This is a genomic window from Pseudomonas sp., from assembly GCF_051660785.1.
Classification (GTDB): domain Bacteria; phylum Pseudomonadota; class Gammaproteobacteria; order Pseudomonadales; family Pseudomonadaceae; genus Aquipseudomonas.
Genome location: NZ_JBOFQE010000058.1, coordinates 263,294 through 289,598, shown reverse-complemented (window position 1 = coordinate 289,598; position 26,305 = coordinate 263,294). Strand labels below are relative to the sequence as shown.

The 26,305-nt window shown below is 57.5% G+C and carries 22 protein-coding genes; 13 read left to right on the top strand and 9 right to left on the bottom strand.

What is annotated here, in order from left to right; genetic code table 11:
* The first annotated feature begins 44 nt into the window (after positions 1 to 44).
* The 7 genes from ACRC4F_RS15290 to ACRC4F_RS15260 all read left to right on the top strand — a co-directional run bounded on the left by ACRC4F_RS15290 (position 45) and on the right by ACRC4F_RS15260 (position 8,258).
* Positions 45 to 1,229 carry a patatin-like phospholipase family protein gene (locus ACRC4F_RS15290; protein ID WP_438660066.1) on the top strand — a complete coding sequence of 395 codons (1,185 nt, stop codon included), beginning with the start codon at positions 45 to 47 and terminating at the stop codon, positions 1,227 to 1,229.
* A 68-nt stretch (positions 1,230 to 1,297) separates the two neighbouring features.
* The gene (locus ACRC4F_RS15285; RefSeq protein ID WP_438660065.1) at positions 1,298 to 2,587 is read left to right on the top strand and encodes an NAD(P)/FAD-dependent oxidoreductase; all 1,290 of its coding nucleotides are present in this window, start codon (positions 1,298 to 1,300) and stop codon (positions 2,585 to 2,587) included.
* Positions 2,588 to 2,603: 16 nt separating this feature from the next.
* The gene (locus tag ACRC4F_RS15280; protein ID WP_438660064.1) at positions 2,604 to 3,158 is read left to right on the top strand and encodes a helix-turn-helix domain-containing protein; all 555 of its coding nucleotides are present in this window, start codon (positions 2,604 to 2,606) and stop codon (positions 3,156 to 3,158) included.
* A gap of 20 nt (positions 3,159 to 3,178) precedes the next feature.
* Entirely contained in the window at positions 3,179 to 4,519 is a 1,341-nt protein-coding gene (locus ACRC4F_RS15275; RefSeq protein ID WP_438660063.1) for a glutamine synthetase family protein, read from the top strand.
* Positions 4,520 to 4,854: 335 nt separating this feature from the next.
* Positions 4,855 to 7,416 carry a nitrite reductase large subunit NirB gene (gene nirB / locus ACRC4F_RS15270; RefSeq protein WP_438660062.1) on the top strand — a complete coding sequence of 854 codons (2,562 nt, stop codon included), beginning with the start codon at positions 4,855 to 4,857 and terminating at the stop codon, positions 7,414 to 7,416.
* Entirely contained in the window at positions 7,416 to 7,790 is a 375-nt protein-coding gene (gene nirD / locus ACRC4F_RS15265; RefSeq protein ID WP_438660061.1) for a nitrite reductase small subunit NirD, read from the top strand. The genes nirB and nirD overlap by 1 nt, the downstream gene beginning before the upstream one ends.
* A gap of 27 nt (positions 7,791 to 7,817) precedes the next feature.
* On the top strand, positions 7,818 to 8,258 hold the full coding sequence (locus tag ACRC4F_RS15260; protein ID WP_438660060.1) for a CBS domain-containing protein: 441 nt from the start codon (positions 7,818 to 7,820) through the stop codon (positions 8,256 to 8,258).
* Positions 8,259 to 8,285: 27 nt separating this feature from the next.
* Here ACRC4F_RS15260 and ACRC4F_RS15255 read toward each other — a convergent pair whose 3' ends face one another.
* From ACRC4F_RS15255 to ACRC4F_RS15225, 7 genes are all read right to left on the bottom strand, one after another.
* Positions 8,286 to 8,930 carry an MliC family protein gene (locus ACRC4F_RS15255; RefSeq protein ID WP_438660059.1) on the bottom strand — a complete coding sequence of 215 codons (645 nt, stop codon included), beginning with the start codon at positions 8,928 to 8,930 and terminating at the stop codon, positions 8,286 to 8,288.
* A gap of 222 nt (positions 8,931 to 9,152) precedes the next feature.
* The gene (locus tag ACRC4F_RS15250; protein ID WP_438660058.1) at positions 9,153 to 10,304 is read right to left on the bottom strand and encodes an MFS transporter; all 1,152 of its coding nucleotides are present in this window, start codon (positions 10,302 to 10,304) and stop codon (positions 9,153 to 9,155) included.
* 90 nt (positions 10,305 to 10,394) lie between these two features.
* A complete protein-coding gene (locus tag ACRC4F_RS15245) occupies positions 10,395 to 11,429 on the bottom strand; it encodes a GlxA family transcriptional regulator (RefSeq protein ID WP_438660057.1) in 1,035 nt (344 codons plus the stop codon).
* 45 nt (positions 11,430 to 11,474) lie between these two features.
* A complete protein-coding gene (locus tag ACRC4F_RS15240) occupies positions 11,475 to 12,824 on the bottom strand; it encodes an MmgE/PrpD family protein (protein WP_438660056.1) in 1,350 nt (449 codons plus the stop codon).
* Between the two features lie 85 nt (positions 12,825 to 12,909).
* Positions 12,910 to 13,953 carry a glycine betaine/L-proline ABC transporter substrate-binding protein ProX gene (gene proX / locus ACRC4F_RS15235; RefSeq protein WP_438660055.1) on the bottom strand — a complete coding sequence of 348 codons (1,044 nt, stop codon included), beginning with the start codon at positions 13,951 to 13,953 and terminating at the stop codon, positions 12,910 to 12,912.
* A gap of 67 nt (positions 13,954 to 14,020) precedes the next feature.
* Positions 14,021 to 14,986: a glycine betaine/L-proline ABC transporter permease ProW gene (proW, locus tag ACRC4F_RS15230; protein ID WP_438660054.1), complete on the bottom strand. Its 966-nt coding sequence runs from the start codon at positions 14,984 to 14,986 to the stop codon at positions 14,021 to 14,023.
* A gap of 48 nt (positions 14,987 to 15,034) precedes the next feature.
* Positions 15,035 to 16,072 carry a quaternary amine ABC transporter ATP-binding protein gene (locus tag ACRC4F_RS15225; protein WP_438660053.1) on the bottom strand — a complete coding sequence of 346 codons (1,038 nt, stop codon included), beginning with the start codon at positions 16,070 to 16,072 and terminating at the stop codon, positions 15,035 to 15,037.
* A gap of 447 nt (positions 16,073 to 16,519) precedes the next feature.
* Here ACRC4F_RS15225 and ACRC4F_RS15220 point away from each other — a divergent pair, with 447 nt between their 5' ends.
* Complete coding sequence (locus ACRC4F_RS15220; RefSeq protein ID WP_438660052.1) at positions 16,520 to 17,473, top strand: LysR family transcriptional regulator; 954 nt, start codon at positions 16,520 to 16,522, stop codon at positions 17,471 to 17,473.
* A gap of 114 nt (positions 17,474 to 17,587) precedes the next feature.
* Here ACRC4F_RS15220 and ACRC4F_RS15215 read toward each other — a convergent pair whose 3' ends face one another.
* Positions 17,588 to 18,823, bottom strand: coding sequence for an aromatic ring-hydroxylating oxygenase subunit alpha (locus tag ACRC4F_RS15215; protein WP_438660051.1), 1,236 nt, complete (start codon positions 18,821 to 18,823; stop codon positions 17,588 to 17,590).
* A gap of 630 nt (positions 18,824 to 19,453) precedes the next feature.
* On the opposite strand from ACRC4F_RS15215, the gene ACRC4F_RS15210 reads away from it, so the two are divergent.
* The 5 genes from ACRC4F_RS15210 (at position 19,454) to ACRC4F_RS15190 (ending at position 25,456) form a co-directional block, all read left to right on the top strand.
* Positions 19,454 to 20,365, top strand: coding sequence for a dihydrodipicolinate synthase family protein (locus ACRC4F_RS15210; protein WP_438660050.1), 912 nt, complete (start codon positions 19,454 to 19,456; stop codon positions 20,363 to 20,365).
* The gene (locus tag ACRC4F_RS15205) at positions 20,358 to 21,875 is read left to right on the top strand and encodes an aldehyde dehydrogenase (RefSeq protein ID WP_438660049.1); all 1,518 of its coding nucleotides are present in this window, start codon (positions 20,358 to 20,360) and stop codon (positions 21,873 to 21,875) included. Before ACRC4F_RS15210 ends, ACRC4F_RS15205 begins: the two co-directional genes overlap by 8 nt.
* A complete protein-coding gene (locus ACRC4F_RS15200) occupies positions 21,872 to 23,218 on the top strand; it encodes an NAD(P)/FAD-dependent oxidoreductase (protein ID WP_438660048.1) in 1,347 nt (448 codons plus the stop codon). Before ACRC4F_RS15205 ends, ACRC4F_RS15200 begins: the two co-directional genes overlap by 4 nt.
* Positions 23,219 to 23,399: 181 nt before the next feature.
* Entirely contained in the window at positions 23,400 to 24,398 is a 999-nt protein-coding gene (locus tag ACRC4F_RS15195; RefSeq protein ID WP_438660047.1) for a 4-hydroxyproline epimerase, read from the top strand.
* Positions 24,399 to 24,538: 140 nt separating this feature from the next.
* On the top strand, positions 24,539 to 25,456 hold the full coding sequence (locus ACRC4F_RS15190) for a DMT family transporter (protein ID WP_438660046.1): 918 nt from the start codon (positions 24,539 to 24,541) through the stop codon (positions 25,454 to 25,456).
* A 92-nt stretch (positions 25,457 to 25,548) separates the two neighbouring features.
* Here the strand turns inward: ACRC4F_RS15190 and ACRC4F_RS15185 are convergent, their stop codons facing one another.
* The gene (locus tag ACRC4F_RS15185; protein ID WP_438660045.1) at positions 25,549 to 26,304 is read right to left on the bottom strand and encodes an SDR family NAD(P)-dependent oxidoreductase; all 756 of its coding nucleotides are present in this window, start codon (positions 26,302 to 26,304) and stop codon (positions 25,549 to 25,551) included.
* Position 26,305: the final 1 nt, after the last annotated feature.

Genomic DNA, 26,305 nt, shown 5'->3' with positions numbered 1-26,305 from the left:
ATCGAGCGCGTGCTCTGTCAGTGGCAGGGACCGGAGGAGGCGTTTTGAAACCATTTCTGCCCAGGCCCAGCGCCTCAACGATGAACATGTTGCGTGAAGGCTGTCTGCAACGCCGTGAAGCGGTGCCGCAAGCGTTGACGGAACAAGCGGTCATTCCGGGCATCCCGAACGCGCGCTACTGGCTGGACCGGGACCTGACAGTGTTCATCCGGGATGCAAGCCTGGCCAACGATCGAGAGGTCGAGGCGCTCGCCGACTCAGCGTTGCCGACCGACATGCTGCCAAGGGGCTATTACCTGGCCATCTCGGGAGGCGGCGACGCCGGCACCTTTGCGGCGGGCATCATTGCCGGATGGACACTGCATGGGAGCCGACCTGCTTTCAAGGTCGTCACCGGCATCAGCGCGGGCGCTCTGGTTGCGCCGTTCGCTTACCTGGGGCCTGAATACGACAGCATCATTCTGGGGATCTGCGGCGCAATCGGCCCCAAAGACGTGTTCCATTCGCGAAGTATGCTGACTCGCCTGGCCAGCGACGGTATCGCCGACAGCAAGCCACTGGCGCGACTCATTGCCAAGTACATCACCGCCGAGGTACTCGCCGCGATTGCCGCGCAATACGCCAAAGGCCGGCTGCTGATGATCGGCACCACCGACCTCGATGCCGGGCGTCCCGTCACCTGGAACATGGGCGCGATTGCGTCCAGCGGAGCACCGGGAGCGCTGCATCTGTTTCGCAGCATCATGGTTGCGTCGATGAGTATTCCTGGCGCCGTTTCACCGGTCATGATCGATGTCGAGGTCGACGGCAAGCAATTCCAGGAAATGCACGTAGACGGCGGCGTCCTCACGCAGGTGTTCCTTTACCCGCCGGGGACCGTGTTGGCGCTGAATAGCGTGACCGGCGCACGGATCCGCCGGGAGCGGCATTTTTATGTCATTCGCAACGGCAAACTGGAACCGCAATGGTCCGGCACCAAGCGCCGTACCTTGAGCATCGGCGGTCGCGCCATCAGCACCTTGATCCAGACACAGGGGATCAGCGATCTGGATCGCATCTACCGCATCGCCCAGCAGGATGGCGCAGACTTCAATCTGGCGTACATCGGCGCCGACTTTATCTGTCCGCGCAACCAGAAATTCGATGGCGAGTACATGAAGCGCCTGTTCGATTACGCCTTTCAACTGAGCGCAAAAGGCTATCCGTGGCATAAATCGCCGAATGCGTGAGTTGTCTGAATGAAATTTATGCTGTAGTTTTTCATGAAATTATAAAAAGATAATTTCATGAGGCTTGTATGTTTCAGCAGTCCACGCAGCATGTCGCCAGCTACTACGCCCACAGTTGCGCCGATCGCCTGACCACTCGGCCGGCGCTGGCCGGTGAGCAAAGTACTGAGGTGGTGATCATCGGTGCCGGCTTCAGTGGCTTGCATACCGCGCTGCGTCTGGCCTTGGCCGGCAAACGCGTGACGCTGCTGGAAGCCAGTCGGGTGGCGTGGGCAGCGTCGGGGCGCAATGGCGGTCAGGCCATTCTTGGCTGGTCGTGCGACATGCCGCCGCTGGAAGAGGCGTTGGGCTATGAACGTGCACGACGGTTGTGGGACGGCATGCGCTGGGCAGCGCAAGAACTGCGGGCGTTGCCGGCTCGCCATGGTTTCGACTGTGATTATCGCGCCGGGCATTTGTGGACATCGGTCATGCCTCGTCGGGTCGGCCTGCTGACGGAATGGCAGCGCGAGGCCAGTCACAAGTGGGGCCACGATGGCTTGCAGTTCATCCGCCGTGAGCAGCTGCCGGAATGGGTGGCCAGCGAGCGCTATCAGGCAGGACTTTATGATCCCGAGGGCGGGCATCTCAATCCACTGAAACTGGCCCTCGGCCTCGCCGCCGCTATCGAACGTGCTGGCGGGCGTATCCATGAACAAAGCAAGGCGTTGAGTTATCGAGAGGAGGGCGGTCAGTTCCTGGTGAACACCGAACTCGGATCGATTCGCGCGGATGTGCTGGTGCTGGCCTGCAATGCGTATCTAGACCGGCTCGACCCACAGTTGGCCAGTTGCGTGTTGCCAGTGGGGACTTACCAGGTCGCCACCGCACCGCTGACGGCCGAGCAAGCCACGGCGTTGTTGCCGAGCAATGTCTGCGTCACCGACAACCAGTTCGTTCTCGACTATTTCCGTCGCACGCCGGACAACCGCCTGCTGTTCGGCGGTGGCTGCACGTACCTGGGTGGAATGCCCAAGGACATCGCCGGCGCAACCCGGCCGTTTCTGGAACGGGTTTTCCCGCAGCTCAAAGGCGTGGAGCTGGAATTCGCCTGGGGCGGGCATATCGACCTGACGCTCAAGCGCACGCCGGACATTGGCCGCTGGGGTGATCGCTACTGGCTTCAGGGTTACTCCGGGCATGGCGTGCTGCCGACACTCGCTGCGGCCCGCGCCGTGTCCGACGCGATTCTCGGCCAAGGCGATGAACTGGCGTTGTATCAGGGCTTGAGTAACCCCAGCTTCCCCGGTGGCAAATACCTGGCGGCGCCGCTGGAAGCCATTGGCAAGGCGTGGTATCGACTGCGCGACAGCATTTGAGGAAGGAATTCCAGGCATGAACAAGCAAGAAGAAATCGCTGCGCTGGCGATCCTCATTCACGACCTGCGCAAGCACAAGAAGTACACGTTGAAGGACCTGGCCGACGAGATCGGTCGTTCCGTCGGCTTTCTTTCGCAGGTCGAACGCGGCCTGTCACGGCCCACTGTGGCTGACCTGACGGCGATCAGCGAAACACTCGGCGTACCGACCACCTACTTCTACAGCCTGCCCAAACCCAAGGAATTGCCGTGGGTCACCCGGCCGGATGAGCGCCGCACGCTGTATTACGCCAATGGCATCACCGACATTCTGGTGTCGCCGAAAATGCGCGCTTCGTTTTCCATGCTCGAAAGCCACCTCGAAGCCGGTGCCAGCAGTGGCGAACGGCACTTGAGTGACAGCTCGGAGCAGGGCGGCTACGTGCTCGAGGGCGAGTTGACGCTGTGGTTGGGCGATGACGAGGCGGTCACCTTGCAGGCCGGCGACAGTTTTCAGTTCGACAGCCATACCCGTTGCCGCTACGGCAACCTTACCGAGCAGCTCACGCGAGTGCTCTGGGTCTACACCTGATCACCACAATAGGACCAACCATGATGGACGCTGATTTGCTGGCCGAGGTGCGCGCCTTTCGCCAACGCCACCCTGATGTACGTTACGTCGACCTGATTTCCCTGGACATTCCGGGCCACTTCTACGGCAAGCGCTATCCCGTTGAGATGCTGGAAAAGGTCGCGGCCGGCAGCGCGCTGAAACTGCCGCAAAACTGTGTGCTGCTGGGTGTGCAGGGCGGGTTGTTCAAGATTGGCGATTACTGCTTCAACGACGGTGACCCGGATGCGCTGCGCCGACTGGTGCCCGGCACACTCAAACCGGTGAGCTGGGAAGCACAACCGCTGGGGCAGATGCTGATCACCTCGGACGGCACCGAGCAGCCAATCGTGTTCGAACCGCGCCAGGTGCTGGCCCAGGTGTTGGAGCGGCTCGCGGGCAAGGGCATTCATCCGGTGGTAGCGTTCGAGCTGGAGTTCTATCTGTTCGATAAGAAGCTGCGCGACGGGCTGCCGCAGTTTCCCCGGGATGACCTGACCGACGATGCCGATGATCAACCGAACATGCACATCGAGCGCTTGTCACGCTTTGCGCCGGTGCTGGATGAGATGGTCGAAGCATCGCGGGCGCAAGGCATTGACACCACGGTGATCACCGCCGAACTCGGCCCGGGCCAGTTCGAAATCAATTTCGGCCATCTCGATGACGGGTTGCGTGCGGCGGACTGGGCGGCTTTGTTTTGTCGCAGCACCCGGGGCGTGGCCCTAAAACACGGCTACCGCGCCAGCTTCATGGCCAAGCCTTACTTACAGCACCCGGGCAGCGGCATGCATGTGCACGTCAGCCTTTACGACACCGCCGGCAATAACATCCTCGCCGCGAATCAGCAGCAATCCCTGCGTCATGCCGTGGCGGGTTGTCTGGAATTGCTGCCGCACTGCATGCCGATCTTCGCACCGAACCAGAACGCCTTTCGCCGCTTGGGCGGCACCACCAATATCGCGACGCGGGCGAGCTGGGGCTTTGAGGATCGTGATGCGTGCCTGCGCATTCCCGAGTCCGATGCGAAAAACCTGCGCATTGAACATCGCCTTGCCGGCGCCGATGCCAACCCGTATCTGGTGTTGGCGGCGATTCTGGTGGGACTCGAACAGGGTCTGGAAACCGGCAACGAGCCGATCCAGCCACTCAACGAAGACCGCAACAGCGGGGTCGATTTCCCGCTGGAGATGCTCGAAGCGGTGCGCGCCCTGCAGCATCAACCACAGCTGCGCGAAGGGCTGGGTGCGGAGTTCGTGGATGTGTATTGCGAGAACAAGCGCCAGGATCATCTGGCGTTCATGCAGGAGATCAGTGCGCGGGAGTATCGCTGGTATCTGTAATGCACTTTTATAAAGCTTTCGTGATGCGCCATGCACTACGCCAAGGCAGAAACGGCAGGGTTCATACTCGAAATGCCCCGGCGGGAGCCTTGAAACACTGATATTCCGCGCTTGGCACAAACGCTGCATTACATCGATCAAGGCCCACCGTGAACGCAGTCGAGTGGGCAGCCCCCTCGGTCAACGACGATCGATTCGTGGGCAACATCGGTGGGTCAGGCAAAGACGTCTGGTTTCAACACCGCAAAAGAACAGGCAAAGACGCCTGGAACCGCAAGGTTTCAGGCGTTTTTTTTTGCTTTTTGAACCGTGATGGGCTGAGTCGGGTGCTTCTTATGAATTCTAATGTGGCCGCGTTGAACAAGCTGAAAACGCTGATCGTGATCGGTAATGGCATGGTCGGACACCATTGTGTCGAACAGCTGATCGAGCGCGGGGCGCTTGATCACTATCGGCTGCACGTGTTCAGCGAGGAGCCGATGCGTGCCTACGACCGCGTGCACCTCTCCGAATACTTCACCGGCCGTGATGCCGAGTCGCTGGCCTTGGGTGAAGCGTCGCTGTACCAGACCCCGGGCGTGACCTTGCACCTGGGCGTGCCAGTGCTGGAAATCGACCGCGCCCGGCGTCAGCTGATCACTGCACAAGGGTGCGTCGCCTACGACAAATTGGTCCTGGCCACCGGGTCCTATCCATTCGTGCCGCCGATCGAAGGCGCCGAGGGTGATTCGCGCCTGGTGTACCGCACCCTTGAAGACCTTGATGCGATTCGTGCTGCTGCAGCCAATGCCCGCCGTGGCGTGGTCGTCGGCGGTGGCTTGCTTGGGCTGGAAGCCGCCAACGCCCTGAAAAGCCTGGGCCTGGAAGCCCATGTGGTGGAATTCGCCCCGCGCCTGATGCCGGTGCAGCTGGACGAGCAGGGCGGGCGTGCGCTCAAGGCACAGATCGAACGCCTCGGCGTCGGTGTGCACCTGTCACGTGGCACTCAATCGATCAGCGCCGGTGAGGACTATCGCTATCGGATGAACTTCGCCAATGACGAGTTCCTTGAAACCGACCTGATCGTGTTTTCCGCCGGTATCCGTGCCCAAGACACCTTGGCCCGCCAGTGTTCGCTGGAAGTCGGCCCGCGTGGCGGCGTGGTGATTGACGACCAATGCCTGACCAGCGATCCGCACATCTACGCCATCGGCGAGTGCGCCGCGTGGAACGGCAGCATCTTTGGCCTGGTCGCCCCGGGTTACCAAATGGCCCGCGGTGTTGCCGCACTGTTGTGCAACGAAGCCGCCGAGCCGTTCATGGGCGCGGACATGTCGACCAAGCTCAAATTGCTGGGCGTCGATGTAGGCTCCATCGGCGATGCGCACGGCAGCACGCCGGGCTCGCGCAGTTATCAGTTCATCGACGAAACCACCGCCAGCTACCGCCGTTTGGTGGTGGATGCGACCGGCAAGCACGTGCTCGGCGCGGTACTGGTCGGTGACAACAGCTATTACGACACGCTGCTGCAGTACATGCAGAACGCGATTGCGCTACCGGCGGAACCTGCCAGCCTGATCCTGCCATCGTCCGAAGGTGCGCCAACCCTGGGCCCGGGCGCATTGCCCGAGTCGGCCACGGTGTGCTCGTGCCACAACGTCACCAAGGGTTCGATTTGCTCGGCTATCGACGGCGGCTGCACCGACCTTGGCCTGCTCAAGTCGCAAACCAAGGCCTGCACCGGTTGCGGCGGTTGTGCCGGGCTGCTCAAGCAAGTGTTCGAGCATGAGTTGATTGCCCGTGGCGTCAGCGTCGACAAAAGCCTGTGCGAGCACTTCGCCTACACCCGTCAGGAGCTTTACGCGCTGGTGCGGGTTGAAGGCGTCATTACCTTCGAAGAACTGCTGGCCAAACATGGCCGTGGCCACACCGGTTGCGACGTGTGCAAACCGGCGGTGGGTTCGATCCTCGCGTCGTGCTGGAACCAGCCGATCATGGACGCTTCACTGGTGCCGTTGCAGGACACCAACGATACGTTCATGGCCAACATGCAGAAAAACGGCACTTATTCGGTGGTTCCGCGTATCCCCGGTGGCGAGATCACTGCGGACAAACTGATCGCCATCGGCGTGGTGGCAAAGAAATACGACCTCTACACCAAAATCACCGGCGGCCAGCGGATCGACCTGTTTGGCGCGCAGCTGCACGAGTTGCCGGACATCTGGGCCGAGCTGATTGAAGCAGGCTTCGAAACCGGGCATGCCTACGGCAAGTCGACCCGCACGGTGAAGTCCTGCGTCGGCAGCACCTGGTGCCGTTACGGCGTGCAGGACAGCGTGCAAATGGCCCTGACCATCGAGGATCGCTACAAGGGCCTGCGCTCGCCGCACAAGCTCAAGTTCGCGGTGTCCGGTTGCACCCGTGAGTGCGCCGAAGCCCAGAGCAAAGACGTTGGGGTGATCGCCACCGAGAAAGGCTGGAACCTCTACATCGCCGGCAACGGCGGCATGCGCCCGCGTCACGCCGAGCTGTTCGCCACCGACCTCGACGACGAAACCCTGATCCGCTACATCGACCGTTTCCTGATGTTCTACATCCGCACCGCCGACAAGCTGCAGCGCACCTCGGTATGGCGTGAAAGCCTGGAAGGCGGCCTCGAATTCCTCAAGGACGTGATCATCCACGACAGCCTTGGCCTGGGTGAAGAGCTCGAATCGCAGATGCAGCTGGTGGTCGACCGCTACGAATGCGAATGGGCCAACGCCCTCAAGGACCCGGAAAAACTCAAGCGCTTCCGTACCTTCGTCAACGATAAACGCCCGGACCCGGACATCCATTTTGTCCAGGAACGCGGCCAACGACGCCCGATCATGGCCGCCGAACTCAACCTTATCCCTGTCACCGAGGAGATTGCCTGATGAGCCAGTCCACTACCCGACGCATCGCTTCCCTGGAAAGCCCCAACACCTGGCAAACCGTGTGTGAACAGCAGGATCTGGTCAGCAACTCCGGCGTGGTCGTGTGGCTCGACGGCGCGCAAGTGGCGCTGTTCTACCTGCCCGCAGTCGAGGGGCAGACTCTCTACGCCATCGACAACCATGACCCGCAATCCGGGGCGAATGTTATCGGTCGCGGGTTGATAGGCAGCATCAAGGGTGATCTGGTGGTTGCCTCACCGATCTACAAACAGCATTTCCGCTTGGCGGACGGTAGCTGCCTGGAGTACCCGCAACAGCGCTTGCGGGTCTGGCCGGTGCGGTTGAACGGCGGGTGGGTGGAAGTCGGTGTTTGAAGGTCATTAACGGCATTGGAGGCACTTATGAAAACAGCCGCACAGCTGCTCAAACTCAAGGTCGTGCAAAATCGTCAGGTGCATAGCATCGCGCCTGATGAAATGGTGCTGGAAGCCCTGAAGCTCATGGCTGAAAAGAACGTCGGCGCACTTCCTGTCATCGAAAAAGGCAAGGTGGTCGGGGTGATCAGCGAACGCGACTATGCCCGCAAGGTCGTGCTGCAGGGGCGTTCTTCGGTGGGTACGCCGGTGCGCGACATCATGAGCGCGCCGGTGGTGACGGCGCCGAGTCAGCAGAGCATCGAACGCTGCATGGCGGTCATGACCGACAGTCATTTGCGTCATTTGCCGGTGGTGGAAGACGGCGAACTGATCGGCCTGCTATCGATTGGTGATCTGGTCAAGGAAGCTATCGTCGAGCAGGCCGATCTGATCCGGCAGCTGGAACATTACATCCGCGGGCACTGAAACGGTCGGAGTTCTCACATCAGGCCATCAACCGACCGGCTCGACCGTGCAACTCATTTCCCGTGTACCCGGCTTCTGGAAAAGCACCACGCCAGCGTCTTGCCAGAAGCTGTAGTTACCCTGGTAATCCTTGCCGGTGTAACGGGTGCCCGAATCACTCTGTACCTGAATGAGGGTGATCGCGGTATTGGCCCATTTCAGGTACACGACACCCGGCTGCGTGTTGAAGAACGTGGCCGCAATCAGCGCGTTGAATCCCGCACAACGGAATGCCAGGGGACCTTCAGTGAGTCGGTCCGGGTCCTTGGTCCGGACGATGGAGGAGCCTTGGCGCAGTTGGTGCGCGCGCTCGGCATAACTGCGGACAATGCACGCCTTTTGCTCCGGTCCCGAGGCACACTCGTTGCGGGCAGCGATCCAGAACTGCTGGTCGATGATGACGTTGTCCGGTGGCGGAACCGAGCGTTCATCCGTGAGCGCCAGGCGATAAAGGCGCGTCAGTTCATTGTCCATCTGCATCAGTTGCGGATCGCGACAGATGAGCTTTTCGACGGAGGCTTTTGCCTGCGCGCAGTCGATGCCGGAAGGGGGCGCCGCATTTGCGCAGGTGCTGGCCGCCGCGCAGAGGCTGGCAGCGAGCAGACAAGTGAAAGGGGCCGTGACCGTTTTCATGTTGGCTTTACCCAGATCATTACGGGATGCCCGGATTGCCGTGGGATCTGTAGATCCGTTGAACAGTCATTCGTTTGCATTGGGTGTACGCAGTGTAAGTCAGTGCTCAAAACTTGCCACATCCGCCCGGCGGTCGCCAAGCCTTGGCGGCAAAACCCAAGCCAGGCATTTGCCCCGGCTGCCGGCCTGGTGCTGACCACGCCGAAATCCCATTTGAACAGGTTAATTTCGAAGTAATCGAGCTGTCGCGCCGACAAAAACCAGCAAAACACTCACGCAGCCCAGAGCGAATGACAAGGTGCTCAGATGAGCGACCGCCCCGATAAATACGGGACCTATCAAAATCCCCGCGTAGCCCATCGAGATGACAGCGGGGATGGCTACCGCCTGTGGCATACGTTGCTGGCGACCGACAGCAGTAAAGAGCACGGGGACAATGTTTGAGCATCCGGCACCGACCAGCGCGTAGCCAATCAGGGACGCCGCCCAGCCATCGATTCCAAGCGACACGATCATGCCTGCGGCTGCGCAGAGCCCGCCAAGCGCGACGACGCGCACACCGCCCAGTTTGCTGACGATGGCATCACCTGTGAGGCGGCCCACCGTCATTGCAGCGGCGAAAGATGCGTAGCCCAAGCCGGCGATGCTCGGCTCCAACCCTCGGCTCGAGACAAGGAAAACCGCGCTCCAGTCGAGGATCGCGCCTTCAGTGAGGAAGACGATGAAACAGAGCGCCCCTAAAAACAGCACGATTCCCCTGGGCACCGCGAATATGGGGCCACCCCGTTCAGTGCCATAAGTCAGAAAAGCCGGGGCTGCCTTGTAAAGTGCTCCCAAAACGGTGGCAACGATGCAGAGCGCAGCAAACAATGGGTGCAGGCCGAAGGTCAGCAGGACGGTCATCGCCCCGGCGCCCACTATGCCTCCGACGCTGTAAAGGCCATGGAAGCCGGACTGAAGTGCCTGCCCGCTGTTTTTCTCGACGATGACGGACTGAATGTTCATGGCGCAATCAAGCATGCCCATGCTGGCGCCGAAGATAACGACAGCGACGACCAGCCCCGGCAGCCACACCAAGGTGCTCAACAGCGGAAACACGGCACACAAGACAATCGTCGACCAGATCACGACGGGGCGGCAGCCATAGTGTGCGGTGAGATAACCGGCGAAGGGCATGGCCACGATAGATCCACCGCCCAGGCCCAGAAGAAGCAATCCCAGGCCACCGTCGTCCAGGCCAGTGCGGGCTTTAACCAATGGGACCAGAGGCGCCCATGCGGACATGAGTAAGCCTGCGATAAGGAAAGCGACGCGAGTAGACATGCGCTCGCTGTGGTTAGCCGTGGGTACCAACACCGGGGATGGCGCATTCATAGTTCTCGGTCATCCTTATCGGTGTTGCCAGCCATCGTTTGCTCGGCTTGGACAGTGCGGTTTTTTCTGCGGGTCAGGGCTTTCGGGAACTTAGCGCCTGCGCTCATACGTCGCTCTATAACTACTCGGCGCAACGCCAAAGAAGTCCCGAAAGCGCATATGGAAGTTGGCGAAACTACAGAAGCCGGTCGCAATCGCGATATCGGTGATCGGCCGATTGCTTTGCAGAATAAGCTGCCGGGCTCGAGTCAAGCGCAGCTCAAGGTAGTAACGCGTGGGCGTGGCGCCCACGAAACGACAGAAGCGACGCTCCAGTTGTCGTCGGGAAATGTTCACGCACTCAGCCAGTTCGTCGATCGATAACGGCTCCTCGATGTTCTTCTGCATCAGTTCCAAAGCGAGCTTCAGGGTTTGGGGCAGGGTGGGGTCAGCGTCAACGACGACAGACGATATCCCGGAGACTTCAGAGGTTTGATCGCAACTGAGTATCTCCTCGACAGCATGGGTCAGTGACACACTTTGTTTAGCGGTGATGAGCTCCAGCATCATGCGTAACGAACTGCTGGCGCCCGCGCAGGTAATACGGTTTCGATCAATGACGTGCGTTCGACAAGAGACCAGCACCTTGGGAAAAACATCCTCCATCATCGCTCGTCCATCCGGGTGGAAGGCACACTCGACACCGTCCATCAGCTGAGCTTCCGCCAGGAAAAACGCGCCGTTCCACAAACCGCCCAGGGTCGCGCCAAGGGAGGCGACGTTACGCAGCTTGCGTCGTAATAGCGGGTCGCTGATCAACTTTACCCGCAATCCACCGGCGACGATGAGAACGTCGATACGGTCCAGTAGTTGTGATAATTCCAGGTCTGCTGAAATCGCAAATCCCAGATCGCTCATGACCAGACGGCTCCTGATGCCGACAGTCAACACCTCAAACGCCGGTGTCTCGCTAATCAGGTTGGCAGTCACCAGTGCATCGATGGCGCCGGTAAACGACATCATCGAGAAATTGTTCAAGAGCACAAAAGCTACACGAGTTACCGCCTGCGGCTTTATCGGTTTTACCGCCGTATAGGCGTAACCCATGTTTTTGTCTTTGAGCACGCTCTCGAATACGAATGGCATAAATCCTCTTTGACACCTGAACGAATAGCCAAGCCGTTGCGCAAGCTAGTCCGCGGTTTTTGCAGCGGACAGCAACAAATCAAACAATGATCGGCAGTCAGCACTATCGGGCAGTGCTTCAACACTGTTCTTGATGGCATTGCTGAGTGTGGTTCCCAGACTGTCATCAGCCAGTAAATGGTATTTAGCAGCGAATTCGTCGCTCGACATCGGGTGGCCGGGGTCGCCCTTGGCCGTCGCGGTCGGGCTCGTGAGGCGCGTGCCGTCTTTCAGGGTGACCGTGACGCGGGACAGAATTTCCTCCGGGAACCTGGCGGACAGGTCAGCCGCCTCATGAAGGGTTATCTTCGCGCTGATGCTCAAGATGTCGGGTGCATGAATGGAATCGCCGGTGACCTCTTTTGGCCCCAGCTTCCCGCGAACGATCAAGGCAGCCAGCGGGAACGCCAGCGCATACTGAGCCTCGTCGGCATTCTTCGGAAAATGCCCCTGCAAGCACACAGACTCGTGGAACGTTTCGACGTCTATGGTCTCGATCAGCTCTGCAGTGATGACTGGATGTGCCCGCATCAAATCGGTCATGGCCGTGAGTGCCGGTTGCGCCCAGCGACAGACCGGCCACGGTTTGAAATATTGCTCGTCAATCTCCCAACGGGTTCCGATGTCCTGCCAGAAAGTGGAAATCTCCACAGTTTCAACGGTGGCGGCTGGAGCGCCAGTGACACCGAGCTGTGCCATCAGTAAAGCGTTCAGTCCGGCATAAGCCCCGGCGCCGTGAGCATCACGCAACATTGTCGGAAAGCTCACCAGGCGCATCATCGGGCACCGGGGGCCGAAGTATTCCGCGATGCCCAGCGCATGACGGAACGTCGTTTCATCCAGCTTCAGCAGGCGGGCACCGGCGCAAACGACCCCGATCCCGGAAAAGGCACCTGAGGCATGATATTCCGGGGCAGTGGCCATCAATGCCTGTCCCGCCCGTAAGGCGGTCTCGTAACCGATGCACAGTGCGCTCAGGAACTCCTCGCCGCTGATGTCTTTACCCTGACTGCGATACGCGTCGACCAATGCAACAATGGCCGGGACTACGGTTGCACCCGCATGCCCCTTGGAGGTGAAGTGACCTTCATGGGCATCCAGGCTATCCACACAGAAACCACCTGCATACGCGGCGCCCAGTGGGTGTACGGCTCTGCCGTCGAACCAAAGGCGGCTGGACAGCTTGTTGGCAGAGTAGTGGGTGTCAGCGTAGGTTTTGAGCATCACGCTGGTTTGATTGTTGCGGGCGCCGGCGGCCACACCAATGATGTCGAGCAGGCAGGTTTTAACCAGCTCGCGTGTAAGCAGGGGCGCGTCCCTGTAATTGAAATTCTGGACGAAGGAATACAACTGCATTTCATGATTCCTTAAGGATGAATGCCCAAATGGATAAAAAAGTTGCCCGGTAAGGGCAACTTTTATGCAGTTTCAAATGAAGGGATTAGTTCTTTGCGGTGGCGGTATTTGCAGCGGCGCGTGCGTCTACCAGCCAGCTGTCGTATTTCGCGCGATGGGCGGCGATCCACTCCTTGGCGTGCCGGGTGATGTCCGCAGCACTTTTTTCACCATTGTGCATTTTCAGGTTTTGCGCGCTTTCATCGTCGGTAGTGATCTGCATTTCAGACAGGAACTTCACTGCAGCCGGATTTTTCTCGGCGAACTCTTTATTGATAACCGCTCTGACACTGTCTACCGCGAAGCCAAGGTTTTTACCATCGAAGGTCGTGTTGACGTCATTCTTGCCACCCGGAAGATCTGTACGCGGCACGGTCAACCACACAACATCTTTACCTTCGACCAGCACGCCGGAGATCCACTGAGGCACCCAGGTGTAATAGAGAATCGGCTTGCCTTGTTTATAACGAGCGATGGTGTCCGCCATCAACGCAAAGTAGGAGCCCTGGTTGTTGGAAACAGTCTTCATCAGGTCATAGGCTTTCATGTGGTGCGCAATGATCAGCTCACAGCCCCAACCCGGGTTGCAACCTGTGAGGTCAGCTTTGCCGTCACCATTGGCATCGAACAGTTTGGCAATGTCCGGCTTCTGCAAATCTGCGAGAGAGGTGATGTGGTGTTCATCGGCCGTTTTTTTGTCAATCATATAGCCCTGCAACACGCCCGGCATGATCGCGCCGGTTTTCACCATCGTGTCATCGCCGCCGGCCTTCTCGTAGAAAGATTTGTGCAGTTCCTCCCACAGGTGTACCGAGAAATCAGCGTCGCCATTGGAGATGGCGACCATCATCGTGCCGTATTCGGTTTCCTTCGGAGTTTCAACGTCGTAGCCCAATTCCTTGAGACCTGCCATTGCAATCTCGCCGCGGAACCGTTCTTCGGCAATGGACGGGAAGATCGGAGTGATTGATACCCCTTTTCCAGGCTCCTGCGCCGTGGCGGCCGATGCGAAAACAGGTGAAACCGCTAGTACTAAAAGCGCCACAGAGTGAATGAATTTCTGTTTTATTCCGAAGGTTGTGAAGTTCATTATCGTTTACCTTGGCTGAGTTAAGAAGTTCGCATTTCTTTTGGTTCACGAGGCGCTGTTAAGCGGGTTAACTTTCTTTGGGACTCACTTCTATTTTTGTGATCGTGTCTTTTCTTTTGAGGCGATAGATGACGCCTGCAGGACCGGTCTGGTACCAGTGCTCACCTTTGGTGGCTCTGTTGCTGCGCTCACCCATTGCCTGGGTCAAGCGGTCGAGGAAAATCGCCAGCAATACCAGCCCCAGGCCACCGACGGTTGCCAAACCCATATCAAGGCGGCCGATCCCGCGAAGCACCATCATTCCCAACCCGCCCACCGAAATCATCGACGCGATGACCACCATCGAAAGTGACAACATCAATGCCTGGTTCAGGCCCGCCATGATCGTCGGTGCCGCTAAAGGAAGTTGTACTTTCCTCAGCATCTGGCGTGGGGTACATCCGAAAGCCCGGGCGGCCTCGACCTTGTCTTCAGGTACTTGCCGAATTCCCAGATTAGTGAGCCTGACGAGTGGCGCTACCGAAAAGATGATCGTGACCAGTACGCCGGGGACGTTGCCGATACCGAAGAGCATCACGACGGGAACCAGATAAACAAATGCAGGCAGCGTTTGCATGGCGTCGAGTACCGGACGCAGCAGCATCTCCAACCGATCACTGCGGGCACACAGGACACCCAGCGGTATGCCGATAACGGCGCAGAAAAACAGTGAAGTGAGCACCAGGGCAAGGGTAATCATGGCGTCATTCCACACGCCGATCACACCTAATAGAGTGAGCGTGACGAAACAAAGGATCCCTATTTTTCTCCCGCCTACCTGCCAGCCAAAAAGCGTGGCGATAATAATGAATATTGAAGGAGGAATAGCCAGCAGTCCGTACTGGATACCATTAAGTACCTGGTCAATAGGCCATCTTATTGAGCGAAATATCTCGCGGAAATTATGAACCAGATAATTCAGGGCAACTTCTACCCATTGGCCCAACGGTACGTTGATGGATTGAAACGGGTCTAGAAAACTGAATTCGTTCATGTCATCACCTGAATGTCCGAGCCTGGCAAGCCAGAAAATAGAGACTATTTAGTGTCGGCTCATTGTTTGAAGCAGTAGGCTCTTGGAAATCGTGCCTTTGAAAACACCCTGGCGATCCAGTACAGCAACTGGATTAACTGCGTCAGCAACAATGTGAAAGACATCCTGCAGGAGTACATCGTCGCGCAACGTTGGTGTGGTTTGATCCATGGCGTACGGATGCTCTGCGCAAATCTTCGCAACATCACCAGCCTTGAGGATTTTCGAAGCATCAAAGCCTTTGAAGAATGCTCTGACGTAATCGTTCGCGGGGTTGCAAAGCAGCTCTTGCGGGGTACCGATCTGAACAACCCGACCACCCTCCATGATCGCAATGCGATGACCGATGCGAATCGCCTCGTCGATATCATGGGAGATGAAGATGATGGTTCGATGCTGTTCTGCCTGCAGGCGGATCAGTTCGCCCTGCATTTCGTGGCGAATCAACGGATCGAGTGCCGAGAAGGCTTCGTCCATCAGCAGAATGGCAGGGTCGTTGGCCAGCGCTCGGGCCAGGCCTACGCGCTGCTGCATACCGCCGGACAGTTGGTGCGGATAGCTGTAGGCATGGCCATCGAGCCCCACCTGTTTTAGTGCTTCGAGTGCACGTTTATGCCGTTCACTTTCCTCGACGCCGGAGATTTCCAGGCCGAAAGCAACGTTGTCGATCACACTCATGTGGGGCATCAAGGCGAACGACTGAAACACCATGCTCATGTCTTTGCGACGAACGCTGAGAAGATCGGCGTCCGACAGCCCCGTGATTTCCTGGCCGTTAAGATGGATCGTTCCGGAGGTTGGCTCGATCAGTCGATTGAACAACCGGACCATCGTCGACTTGCCGGAACCGGAAAGCCCCATGATGACGAAAATCTCTCCACGTTTTACGGAGAAACTGGCATCAAAAACACCAACGACTTGACCGGTCTTGCTGAAAATTTCACTTTTATCAGCACCGCGAGCCAGCATCTCCATCGCGAGCTTTGGTTGAGTACCAAAGACTTTGTAAATGTTTTTTACCGAGAGTATCTCGTCACCAAGACTCATAACCCCTCCTGCTGCAAATACGACGTAAGATCAAGACTTTAGATATTCTTATCTTGATCAGTTAAGACGGTGCTTGTAGGGGCAGTCAAGCTGAGAGAAAGGTTGGGAGTTAGTCATTGTGACCATCCTCTTTATTATGTGATGTTTATTATTCTTTTTTAACGGCGCTGAATTAATCAGTGGCTTGAGACCCAAGTTATTACCTTATAGAGTCAGCGTCTAACAACATTTCTTCCAGCCTATCAATAACGTCATGTTATCAATCATTTAATTATGTCAATTTGCGACCGCGGCAGTGCCAATTGCGAAGACTAATGCCGCTGGCGCTGTCTTGGGCCCAGTGTTTCAGCTACGCTCCAGCGTAGGCTCTTGGTGGAACTCTCTCGCCGATCTCGTCCCTAACGGCCCTCGAAAGGGCCCCGAACCGGATATTCAATACTCTAGGTTATGGTTAAGCACATCGATCCAGACATGACGCTGCTGAAAATGCCGTCACTTAAAGCCGTGAAGTCATTCGTAGCCGCCGCCAAATATCAGAGCTTTACGCGTGCGGCAGAAGCACTGTGCGTGACTCAAGCGGCCATCAGCCGCCAGATTCGCGAGCTTGAGGCGTACCTTGGCGTGGATCTTTTCAAGAGGGTGGGGAGAGCGGTCGAGTTGACGGAAGCCGGCTCCATATTTTTTGATGCTGCCCAGCTATCTTTCGTCAATATTTCCCAGGCGGCGGAACGCATTCGTACCAACAATGCAGGCAAGCGCACGTTGACGCTGTGTTGTTCACCCGCGTTTTCAGCCCTCTGGCTTGCAGCGAAGCTGCCGGGTTTTTTTACCAAGAACGCGGACATCGATCTCAATCTGGTCACTACTCAAAACTTCCTGTCGATGGAACCGGGTGTAACGCCAGACATCTTCATCACCAAAATGGCCAGGATTCAGGATGGCTACCGCAGTTATCCGTTGTTCCATGACGTCATCTACCCGGTGTGCACACCGCGTTATAAAGACGAGCATCCAGAGCTTTCCAGCCTGGAAGGATTGCGCGACGGAGTTTTGCTGAACCTCAGCCCCTATGGCCGATCCCAGGTAGCGGAGCACGTTGACTGGGGCGTCTGGCTGGCTTATCACGATGTCGATATCGAGAAACGCCCTCACGACAGTCCTCACGTTTTCAACGCGAATGACTACAACCTGGTGATCAGCATGGTGTTGACCCACCAGGGCGTAGCGCTGGGATGGAATCACCTGGTCGAAAACCTGATCGAAAACGGCACGCTGATCCGGCCGATCGAAGAAGAAGTGATTCTCCATGAAAGTCAGCACTATCTGACATTTCGTGAAGACCGGATCAATGACGACGCCTGTTGCCGGCTACGCGACTGGATTCTGGCCCAGTTTTCCTGAGCTGTTCAGCAGACCGGAGCACTGGCTGATCAGTGACTCGGCGTGCGAGGAGGGGAGAGGTTGGGGGATGCCGGTGGTGATCATTCGAGGTGCTCGCCACCGGCAGTTTTGCATTTAGCCGACAGACCTTAACGGAATCGTGTCACTGAGCTGATCAAGCATCGTTTTGCAGTACCAATCATCAAACTGGCACACACCAATTTCGCTGGCCACCGACAACGGGCCAGGCTCGTAAGCAGGAGAGCTGACGCCGATCTGTGCGCCTTCAACCAGGGTTCGGTCCTGGTCATTGGTTGCAAGCCAAACCTTGGTCAGGCGATCGATGTCGTAGTCAACACCTTCCTGGGCGTCCTTCTTGACGATCCATTTGGTAGTGACCAACGTCTCGCCCGGACCGATGGGCAGCACGCGGAAGCTCAGCGCGTGGTCGCCCAGGAAATGGTTCCAGGTCGATGGGTAGTTGAAATAAAGCAGCGCTCCGATGTTGGCTTCACCGGAGGTGTCCAACCGGCCAGCGACCGCAGGCTTGCCATCCATTGTGTAGCTGACGGCCCCGGAAAACAGGGGGATGCGCGTCATTCGGAAACGACCTTCACCATCCATGACCAACCGGCTGGGCAACCCTGCTGCTTCGCAGCGATCCCAGTGTTCCTTGAGTTCGAGATCCTCATCGCCGCCCGCGCCACCCACTGAGGGGTTGTCCACAAAGGAGTGCATCAATTCCGGGTGAGTGCAATCGCAGTGGTAACACTCGCGGTTGTTCTCGAAAACCAGCTTCCAGTTGCCTTTCTCAATGATGTTCGACTCAAACGCGACTTTGCAGTCGTCCAGGTTATGAGGCGCAACGAAAGGCGTGACGGATTTTCTGAACGACGAGAAGTCCGGGGCGACATCGGCGACGCAAACATAGATGTACGTTTCGACGACCTCACAATGCACGGGTTTCAACCCATGCTGGGACTTGTCGAAATCGTCTCCCATGTTCCCGGCGAAAAGCAGTCTGCCGTCCAGCTCGAATGTCCATTTGTGGTAAGGGCACACCAGTTTGGCAACTTTGCCGCTGGCTTCCGGGCACACCTTGGAACCGCGATGGCGGCAGGCGTTGTGGAACGCACGAATCTGTTTGTCGGCGCCGCGCACGATAGCAACAGGGTAATCGCCAATTTGCAGCGACAGGTACTGACCCGGCTTCTCCAGCTCAAATGTGTGCCCTGCGAAGATCCAGCTTTTGTGCCAGATCTGTTCCAGATCCTGCCTGTAAACGTCCGGGTCGCTATAAAGGGCACCTGGCAGCGCGTGGTCAGGCTTGCGCTGCGCGATTAGATTTGAAACTGCCGATTTAGTGCTCACGGTCAACACACTCCAAAATAGCAAAGGGGCGACTCATTCAACCTGCTCAGCGAGTTTAGGCCAAACGGTCTTGAATTCACGGCAAGGCCTGTTCTTCTCATCAAAACATTATGTCTACAGCATCTTGATTCGACCCTGGGCAAACCGATCCTGATTAACGGGATGAATGTACAAACACTTTTCATTGCCAATTCGTCGATAGAATATCGCTGTTGTAAGGCTACGACGGCAATCGTGCATCAACAAGAAACATTTACTCTTATCAATGCATAATCAAATGTTATCGATCAGTAGGTCGGGTCAAACTACAAAATCTCAACTCATTGATTTCAATGCGTATTTATTTTTCCGCGACGAGGCATATGTGCATTCTTGGGCTTATACGGCCGAAGTACACTCTATTGACCACCTTCTTGGCCCATGCGAGTCTGGATTCAACAGTTCACTGCACTAGTTGGTAGTACCAGCGATGGAGGTCATTTGTGAAAGGCAGCGAAACTGCTCTTTACGAAGACTTTTTAAGGTCAGATCCGCTGTCCCGTAAAACATAGACATTTTAATCGCAGCTCAAGGCATCAAGGCTGACGCGCTCGTTGGTCTTCAACGTCACTCGCATTCGGAGAACTTATCTTGAAATTCGAAGGTATTTATACGCCCGCTGTCACTCCTCATAAACCTGACGGGGAGATCGACTGGAGTGTGTACTCAGAAGTTTTGGAGTCGCTGATTGAGGCGAAGGTCCACGGCATTATTATCGGCGGCTCGACCGGCGAATATTATGCGCAGACTTCGGAAGAGCGCACTGAGCTGGCCGCCTATGCCAAAGATGTGATCGGTACACGGGTTCAACTGATCGTCAGTACCGGCGCCATTCGCACCGAAGATGCCGTTCAGTACGCGAAAGATGCCAAATCGATCAAAGCGGACGCCATCCTTGTCACGTCTCCGCCGTACGCGCTGCCAACCTCCCGGGAAAACGCGATCCACGCGCTGACCATCGATCGTGCCGCCGACTTGCCGATCATGCTTTACAACTACCCCGGGCGCATGTGCGTTTCGATGGATGAGGAATACCTCACCCGAGTGAGCGAATCGAAAAACGTCATTGCCATCAAGGAAAGCTCGGGCGATATGGGGCGTGTGCATCTGCTCGCTCGCGAGTATCCGAACATCGGCCTGTCGTGCGGCTGGGACGATCAAGCGCTCGAATTCTTTGCCTGGGGCGCCAGAAGTTGGGTGTGCGCAGGTTCCAACTTCCTGCCCAGGGAACACGTAGCGCTTTATGAAGCCTGCGTGATCGAGAGGAACTTCGACAAGGGCCGTCAGATCATGTCGGCAATGATGCCGCTGATGAATGCACTGGACGGCGGCAAGTTCGTGCAGTCGATCAAGTACGGATGTGAAGTTGCCGGGCTGAAAGTAGGTGACGTGCGTTTGCCGCTGCAGCCACTTGAAGCAGCAGAAAAGCAAAGCCTTGCATCGGTCATCGGTGAACTTAAACGCAACGTAGCCAACATTTCTTCGGGAGCCAGCCATGGGTGATCTTCTGAGCAAGGCCGAGTATGCCGCTCTGGCCAAAGACATTTCGTTGCCATCCAGGGCGTTCATCAATGGCGCGTTCAAGCCCGCGATCTCGGGCAAAACCTTTGCCACGAACAATCCGGCGACGGGCGAGTTTTTGACTGACGTCGCTGCCTGTTCGTCCGAGGATGTCGACTTTGCGGTGAGTAATGCCAGGGAGGCTTTCGAGGATGGTCGCTGGAGATCGATTTCTCCCAGGGAACGCAAAGCGGTTCTGCTGAAGTTTGCGAACCTGCTTGAAAGCCATCTACACGAACTGGCCGTTCTCGAAAGCCTCGATAGCGGCAAACCGGTCAGTGAGTGTCAGTTGGTCGACATCCCGGACACCATCCACACGATCCGCTGGCACGCAGAACTGATCGACAAGATTTATGACAACACCGCCCCGGTGGGCAGCGACGCACTGACCATGGTGGTAAGGGAACCGATCGGCGTGGTGGGCTGCGTATTGCCCTGGAACTTCCCGCTGCTGATGCTGGCCTGGAAAATCGGCCCGGCGCTCGCTGCAGGCTGTTCAGTCATCGTCAAACCTGCCGAACAAACGTCGCTGACCACCTTGCGCGTTGCTCAACTGGCGTTCGAGGCGGGCGTTCCCGCTGGCGTGCTCAACATTGTCACCGGTACGGGCAAAGAGGTCGGTGAGCCAATCGGCTTGCATAACGATGTCGACATGGTGAGCTTCACCGGCTCCACCGCTACCGGTCGCCGTTTCCTGCATTACGCCGCCGATTCGAACCTGAAGCGCATCGTCCTTGAGTGCGGCGGAAAAAATCCGGCCGTGGTGATGGACGATGCCCAAGACCTGGACCTCGTCGCTGAGCATGTCGTCAATGGCGCGTTCTGGAACATGGGCGAAAACTGCTCTGCGACTTCACGTCTGATCGTCCATGTGTCGGTTAAAAACGAGCTGCTGGAGCGCATGGGCGCGTACATCCGCGAATGGAAGATGGGCGATCCGCTCGATCCGGAAAACCGCGTAGGGTCGCTGGTCAGTCCTGAACATTTCGCAAAAGTGAAGTCGTACCTTGAGCACGCCGCCGAAGGAAAACTTCAAGTCGTTTACGGCGGCGCGACCAAAGACGGTGCTTTCGTAGAGCCCACCGTGATTGACGGCGTCGGTCGAGACAACCGGCTGTTCCAGGAAGAGATCTTCGGCCCGATTCTGTCAGTCACTACCTTCAACACGCTTTCCGAAGCCATTGCCCTGGCCAATGACACGGTGTACGGCCTGGCGGCCTCGGTTTACACGGGCAGCCTTCGCCGGGCGATCAAGTTGTCGCGGGAAATTCGCGCCGGCATCGTCACCGTGAACTGCTTTGGCGAGGGCGATGCTTCGACGCCATTCGGCGGCTACAAGGAGTCGGGCTTCGGTGGTCGGGACAAATCCATTTTTGCCCATGACCAGTACACCGAAATCAAAACCATCTGGATCGATGTGTCTGATCGGTCGGATGAAGAGACCGAAAAATGAGCACCCATACCATCAAGCGCCTGCCGGTAGATACCGGGGTTTCAGGTTGGGAGGCGATTTCCGCACGCACTGCGCCTGTCCGCATGCTTGATGGAAACGTGACGGCGGACTGGCTGATTATCGGTGCCGGTTTTGCCGGTCTGTCCGCCGCTCGCAGACTTTCACAGCTGCACCCGGGTGACAGCATTGTGGTGGTCGATGCACATGAGGTGGCCAAGGGGCCGGCCGGTAGAAACTCTGGTTTCATGATCGATGTGCCGCACAGTCTGTCGTCCGGGGAATACTCCGTGGCGAGTGAGTCGGCAACGGCGCTGGAAATCACGCAAAATCGTTTTGCAATTGCTTTTGCCGCTGACGCCGCGCGGGAGTACGGCATGTCTGCCGACACGTTCGACCCTTCCGGGAAGATCAATGCGGCCGCCACTGAGCGGGGGTTGAAGCTGAACGTCAATTACGCTCAGTCCCTTGAACGCATCGGCGAAAAGTTCGAGATGTTTGATGCCGCGCAAATGCGCGAAATCACCGGGTCCACCTATTACCACGGTGGGATCTACACGCCCGGCGCAGTGATGATTCAACCTGCGCAATACATTAGAGACCTGGCAGCAGGGCTCGAAGGGAAAATCACACTGTTCGAACGCTCTCCGATTGTTGAGTTGACCAAGCAGGGAAGCGGTTGGAGCGCTCGATCTCATAACGGGACGGTGCACGCACCCAAGGTCATTCTGGGGGTAAACGGGCACATCGAAGACTTTGGCCATTATCAAGGACGCCTGTTGCACGTCTTCACTTACGCCTCCATGACGGCAGCTTACAGCGATGATGCATTCAGGAAAGAGGTGCCGGGCAAAGCCAGGTGGGCGTTGTTGCCGGCGGACCCTATGGGCGCAACCGTTCGCAAGATCTCTTCAGACGGTCTCTCGCGTATCGTCATCCGGACAAAGTTCACCTATGACCCGAGTATCCAGGTCACTCCAGAGCGGGTAGCAGCGGTGGCCAAAGAACAGCGCCATTCCCTGGATGCGCGCTTTCCCGAATTGAAATCCACTGCGTTGGAATTCAGTTGGGCCGGCCGGCTGTGTTTGAGTCGGAACAGCGCCGCTGCATTCGGCGAGATTGAAGAAAACCTGTACTCGGCTTGCTGCGAAAACGGGCTGGGTACCGTGAAAAGCACCCTGGCAGGGGTGATGGCTGCGGAGTTGGCGTCGGGTACGCGTTCGGAGTTTCTTGATAGCTTCAGTCACGCACCAGGCCCCAGCAGGCTACCCCCCAAAATAATAACGAAACTGGGCGTCAGTTCGGTTATTCGCTGGCATGAGTTTTGGGCGGGGCGAGAAGGTTAACAAGTTCAAGTTGTCGGCTTTTCCAATCAAGGTCGTTAAACAAGTCACTAATAAGACGGGCCTTCAAACAGTTGCCCAGGGAGCTGCTTGAGTTGGGCCAGGCATCCGGTGCTTCACCCCGACTGCACGGGGTGCGTTGCAGCGTCACTCTCCCAGCACACTCCTTTGAAAGGGCATCCCTATGAGACGCAGCTTTTTTTGCATTGATTCACACGCGTGCGGCAACCCGGTTCGGGTCGTAGCGGGCGGCGCACCGCTGATGCCTTCCGTATCGATGGCGGAGCGGCGCGATATTTTCGTGCGAGACCACGACTGGGTGCGCACCGCATTGATGTTCGAACCCCGGGGGCACGACATCATGTCCGGCGTCATCATCTACCCATCGGTACGTGATGACTGCGACTTCGGCGCGTTGTTTATCGAAGTCAGCGGCTGCCTGCCGATGTGTGGCGCGGGCACCATCGGATTATCGACCGTGGTCATTGAAGAGGGCCTGGTGACACCGCGCGAGCCGGGAAAACTGGCCATTGAAACACCGGCGGGGCGCGTCGATGTCGAATACACCCTGGGTGGCGAATTCGTTGAGTCGATTCGCTTGTTCAACGTCTCCAGCTACCTGCACACCGCCGATGTGGTGGTGGAAGTACCTGACGTTGGAACATTTACGGTGGACATCGCCTACGGCGGAAATTTCTACGCGGTGGTGGAACCCCAGGAATGCTGGGCTGGATTCTCGGGGCAGACGGCGGAAGACATCGTGGGGTTGAGCCAGAAGCTGCGCGCAGCGCTCTCGGCCATTTGTGACCCTGTGCATCCCGAGAACAGCAGAATCAGCGGTGTTCATCACATCATCTGGTGTGACAAACCACAGAGTAAAACCGTACATGGACGCTGTGCCGTGTTCTACGGCGATAAAGCTATCGATCGTTCTCCCGGCGGTACCGGTACCTCGGCGCGGATGGCTCAGCTCTTCGGAAAGGGTCGGCTGAACGTCGGAGACGTGTATCGGCTCGAAAGCCTGATCGGCACGATCTACGAAGGAAAGGTTGAGGCATCGGTAAAAGTCGGAGCCTTCGACGGCATGAAGCCAAGTGTCAGCGGCTGGGCTGAGGTGATAGGTCACAACACTATTTTCGTTGATGACAAAGACCCTTTGGCTCACGGCTTCCAGCTCGCATGAACAGTCTGGGCCTGGTCACATGCGGCGCTGTTTCACCACGCCATTTCAGTAAATGCTACAGCTCGTATTTGGTTGCCGGCCTTCGAGAGAAACGCGGTGAGTGAAAAACCGGATGTTGCTGACGTTTTATGGAGAAGGGCATGACCGAGGTGCGATTGAAGAACAGCCGAACAAAAAATACTGCGCCCACCGTTGCCGCGAATCATGGGGTCGCAAGGCCCCAGCTGGGCATTTTCCTGTGCCTGCTTTCAATGCTGATTTTCGCCAGCCAGGATGGCGTAACCAAGGTGCTTGTCAAAGACTTCCCGGTGGCTCAACTGGTCATGGTGCGTTACTGGGTGTTTGTCGTTTTTGCCCTCGGATATGCCGCCTACCAAGGTCAGGTCAAGGATTCGTTTCGGAGTAAGCACCCTCGGCTGCAAATCATTCGAGCGTTGTTAGCGGTGGGTGAAACCATACTGTTCGCAGTGGGGCTACGATATTTGGGGCTGGCCGAAATGCACGCGCTCTATGCCGTATTTCCGCTGATGACACTGGCATTGGCGGGGGCCGTCCTGGGTGAGTTCATAGGCCTTCGACGCTGGATCGCTGCGGCCATAGGGTTCACCGGCACACTGATCATTCTTCGACCCGGCGCGGGCGTTTTTGAACTCGCGGCGCTGATCCCCCTGCTGGCTGCCTTGGCGTTCGCGGTGTTCAACGTATTGACGCGCCGGATCAGCCAGCACGACTCCTTTGCGACAAACATGCTCTTCATGGCAAGTGTGGGTGCCTTGACGGTCACATTTGCGGGGTTGCCCGCATGGGTTTCTCCGACTCCGGTACAGGGCCTGTTGATGGGGATCCTCGCGTTGACAGGAGTCGTTGCTCAGATTCTTTTCATTCAAGCGCTGAAATACGCAACCGCGTCCACCCTGCAGCCTTTCAACTATGCGCTTCTGGTTTTCGCTACTTTGATTGGTGTAATCGTTTTTGCCGAGCACCCGGATACCTGGGTGCTTGTCGGCGCAGCATTGGTGATTGTTGGGGGGCTGTATGCGATTAAAGCGAAGGCGTGAACAGGCAGTACCACTCTGATTGGCTCCCGCCGCAAAAGTTTGCGGCGCAGGAGAGCAAGTGACTCCCTCCGCCGCAACTCTGGCTGATTCGATCAAAACGGCAGTGGCAGTTTCGCCGTGCGCCCCCCATCCACCACCAGCACCTGCCCGGTGATAAAGGCCGATGATTCGCAGGCCAGGAAAACGACTGTCCCGCCAACATCCGCCGGCAATCCGGTCCGTCCGACCGGGTGAAGGCGCAGGAGTGCCTGGCGCGCCGCACGCGGATCCGATTGAGTGGAGAGGTATGCATCACTCAACTCGGAATTTATCCACCCCGGAGCAATGGCGTTGCAGCGAATGCCGTCCCGGCCGAGATCGATTGCCAAGGCTCGGGTCAGCCCATGGATACCCGCCTTGGAGGCACAGTACGCAGCATGCTCAGGGTTGGCGCCTATCCCTTCGATCGAGCCGATGTTGATGATGCTGCCACCACCGCGCTGACGCATCTGCGGCACCAACGCCTTGCACAAGAACGCTGGCGCCCGCAGGTTGACCGCCATCATGCGATCCCAGTCCTGTTCGGTCATGTCATCAATGGACTTCTCGAACATGAACCCGGCGTTGTTAACCAAGACATCGATTCCGCCAAGCTGCTCCCGGGCGAAGCGGGCGATCAAGTTGGGGGACTCCATCGAAGCGAGATCGGCCTCGACGAAACAGACCTGAGGGTGATTTTGCAAGTCGGCGTCCAGTGCCTGGCGCTGAGCGATCAGCACAGAAGCGCCTGCCTCCAGCAATTGTTCGGTGATCCCTCGGCCAATGCCTCTGCCGCCCCCGGTCACCACTACATTTTTACCTTTGAGCATC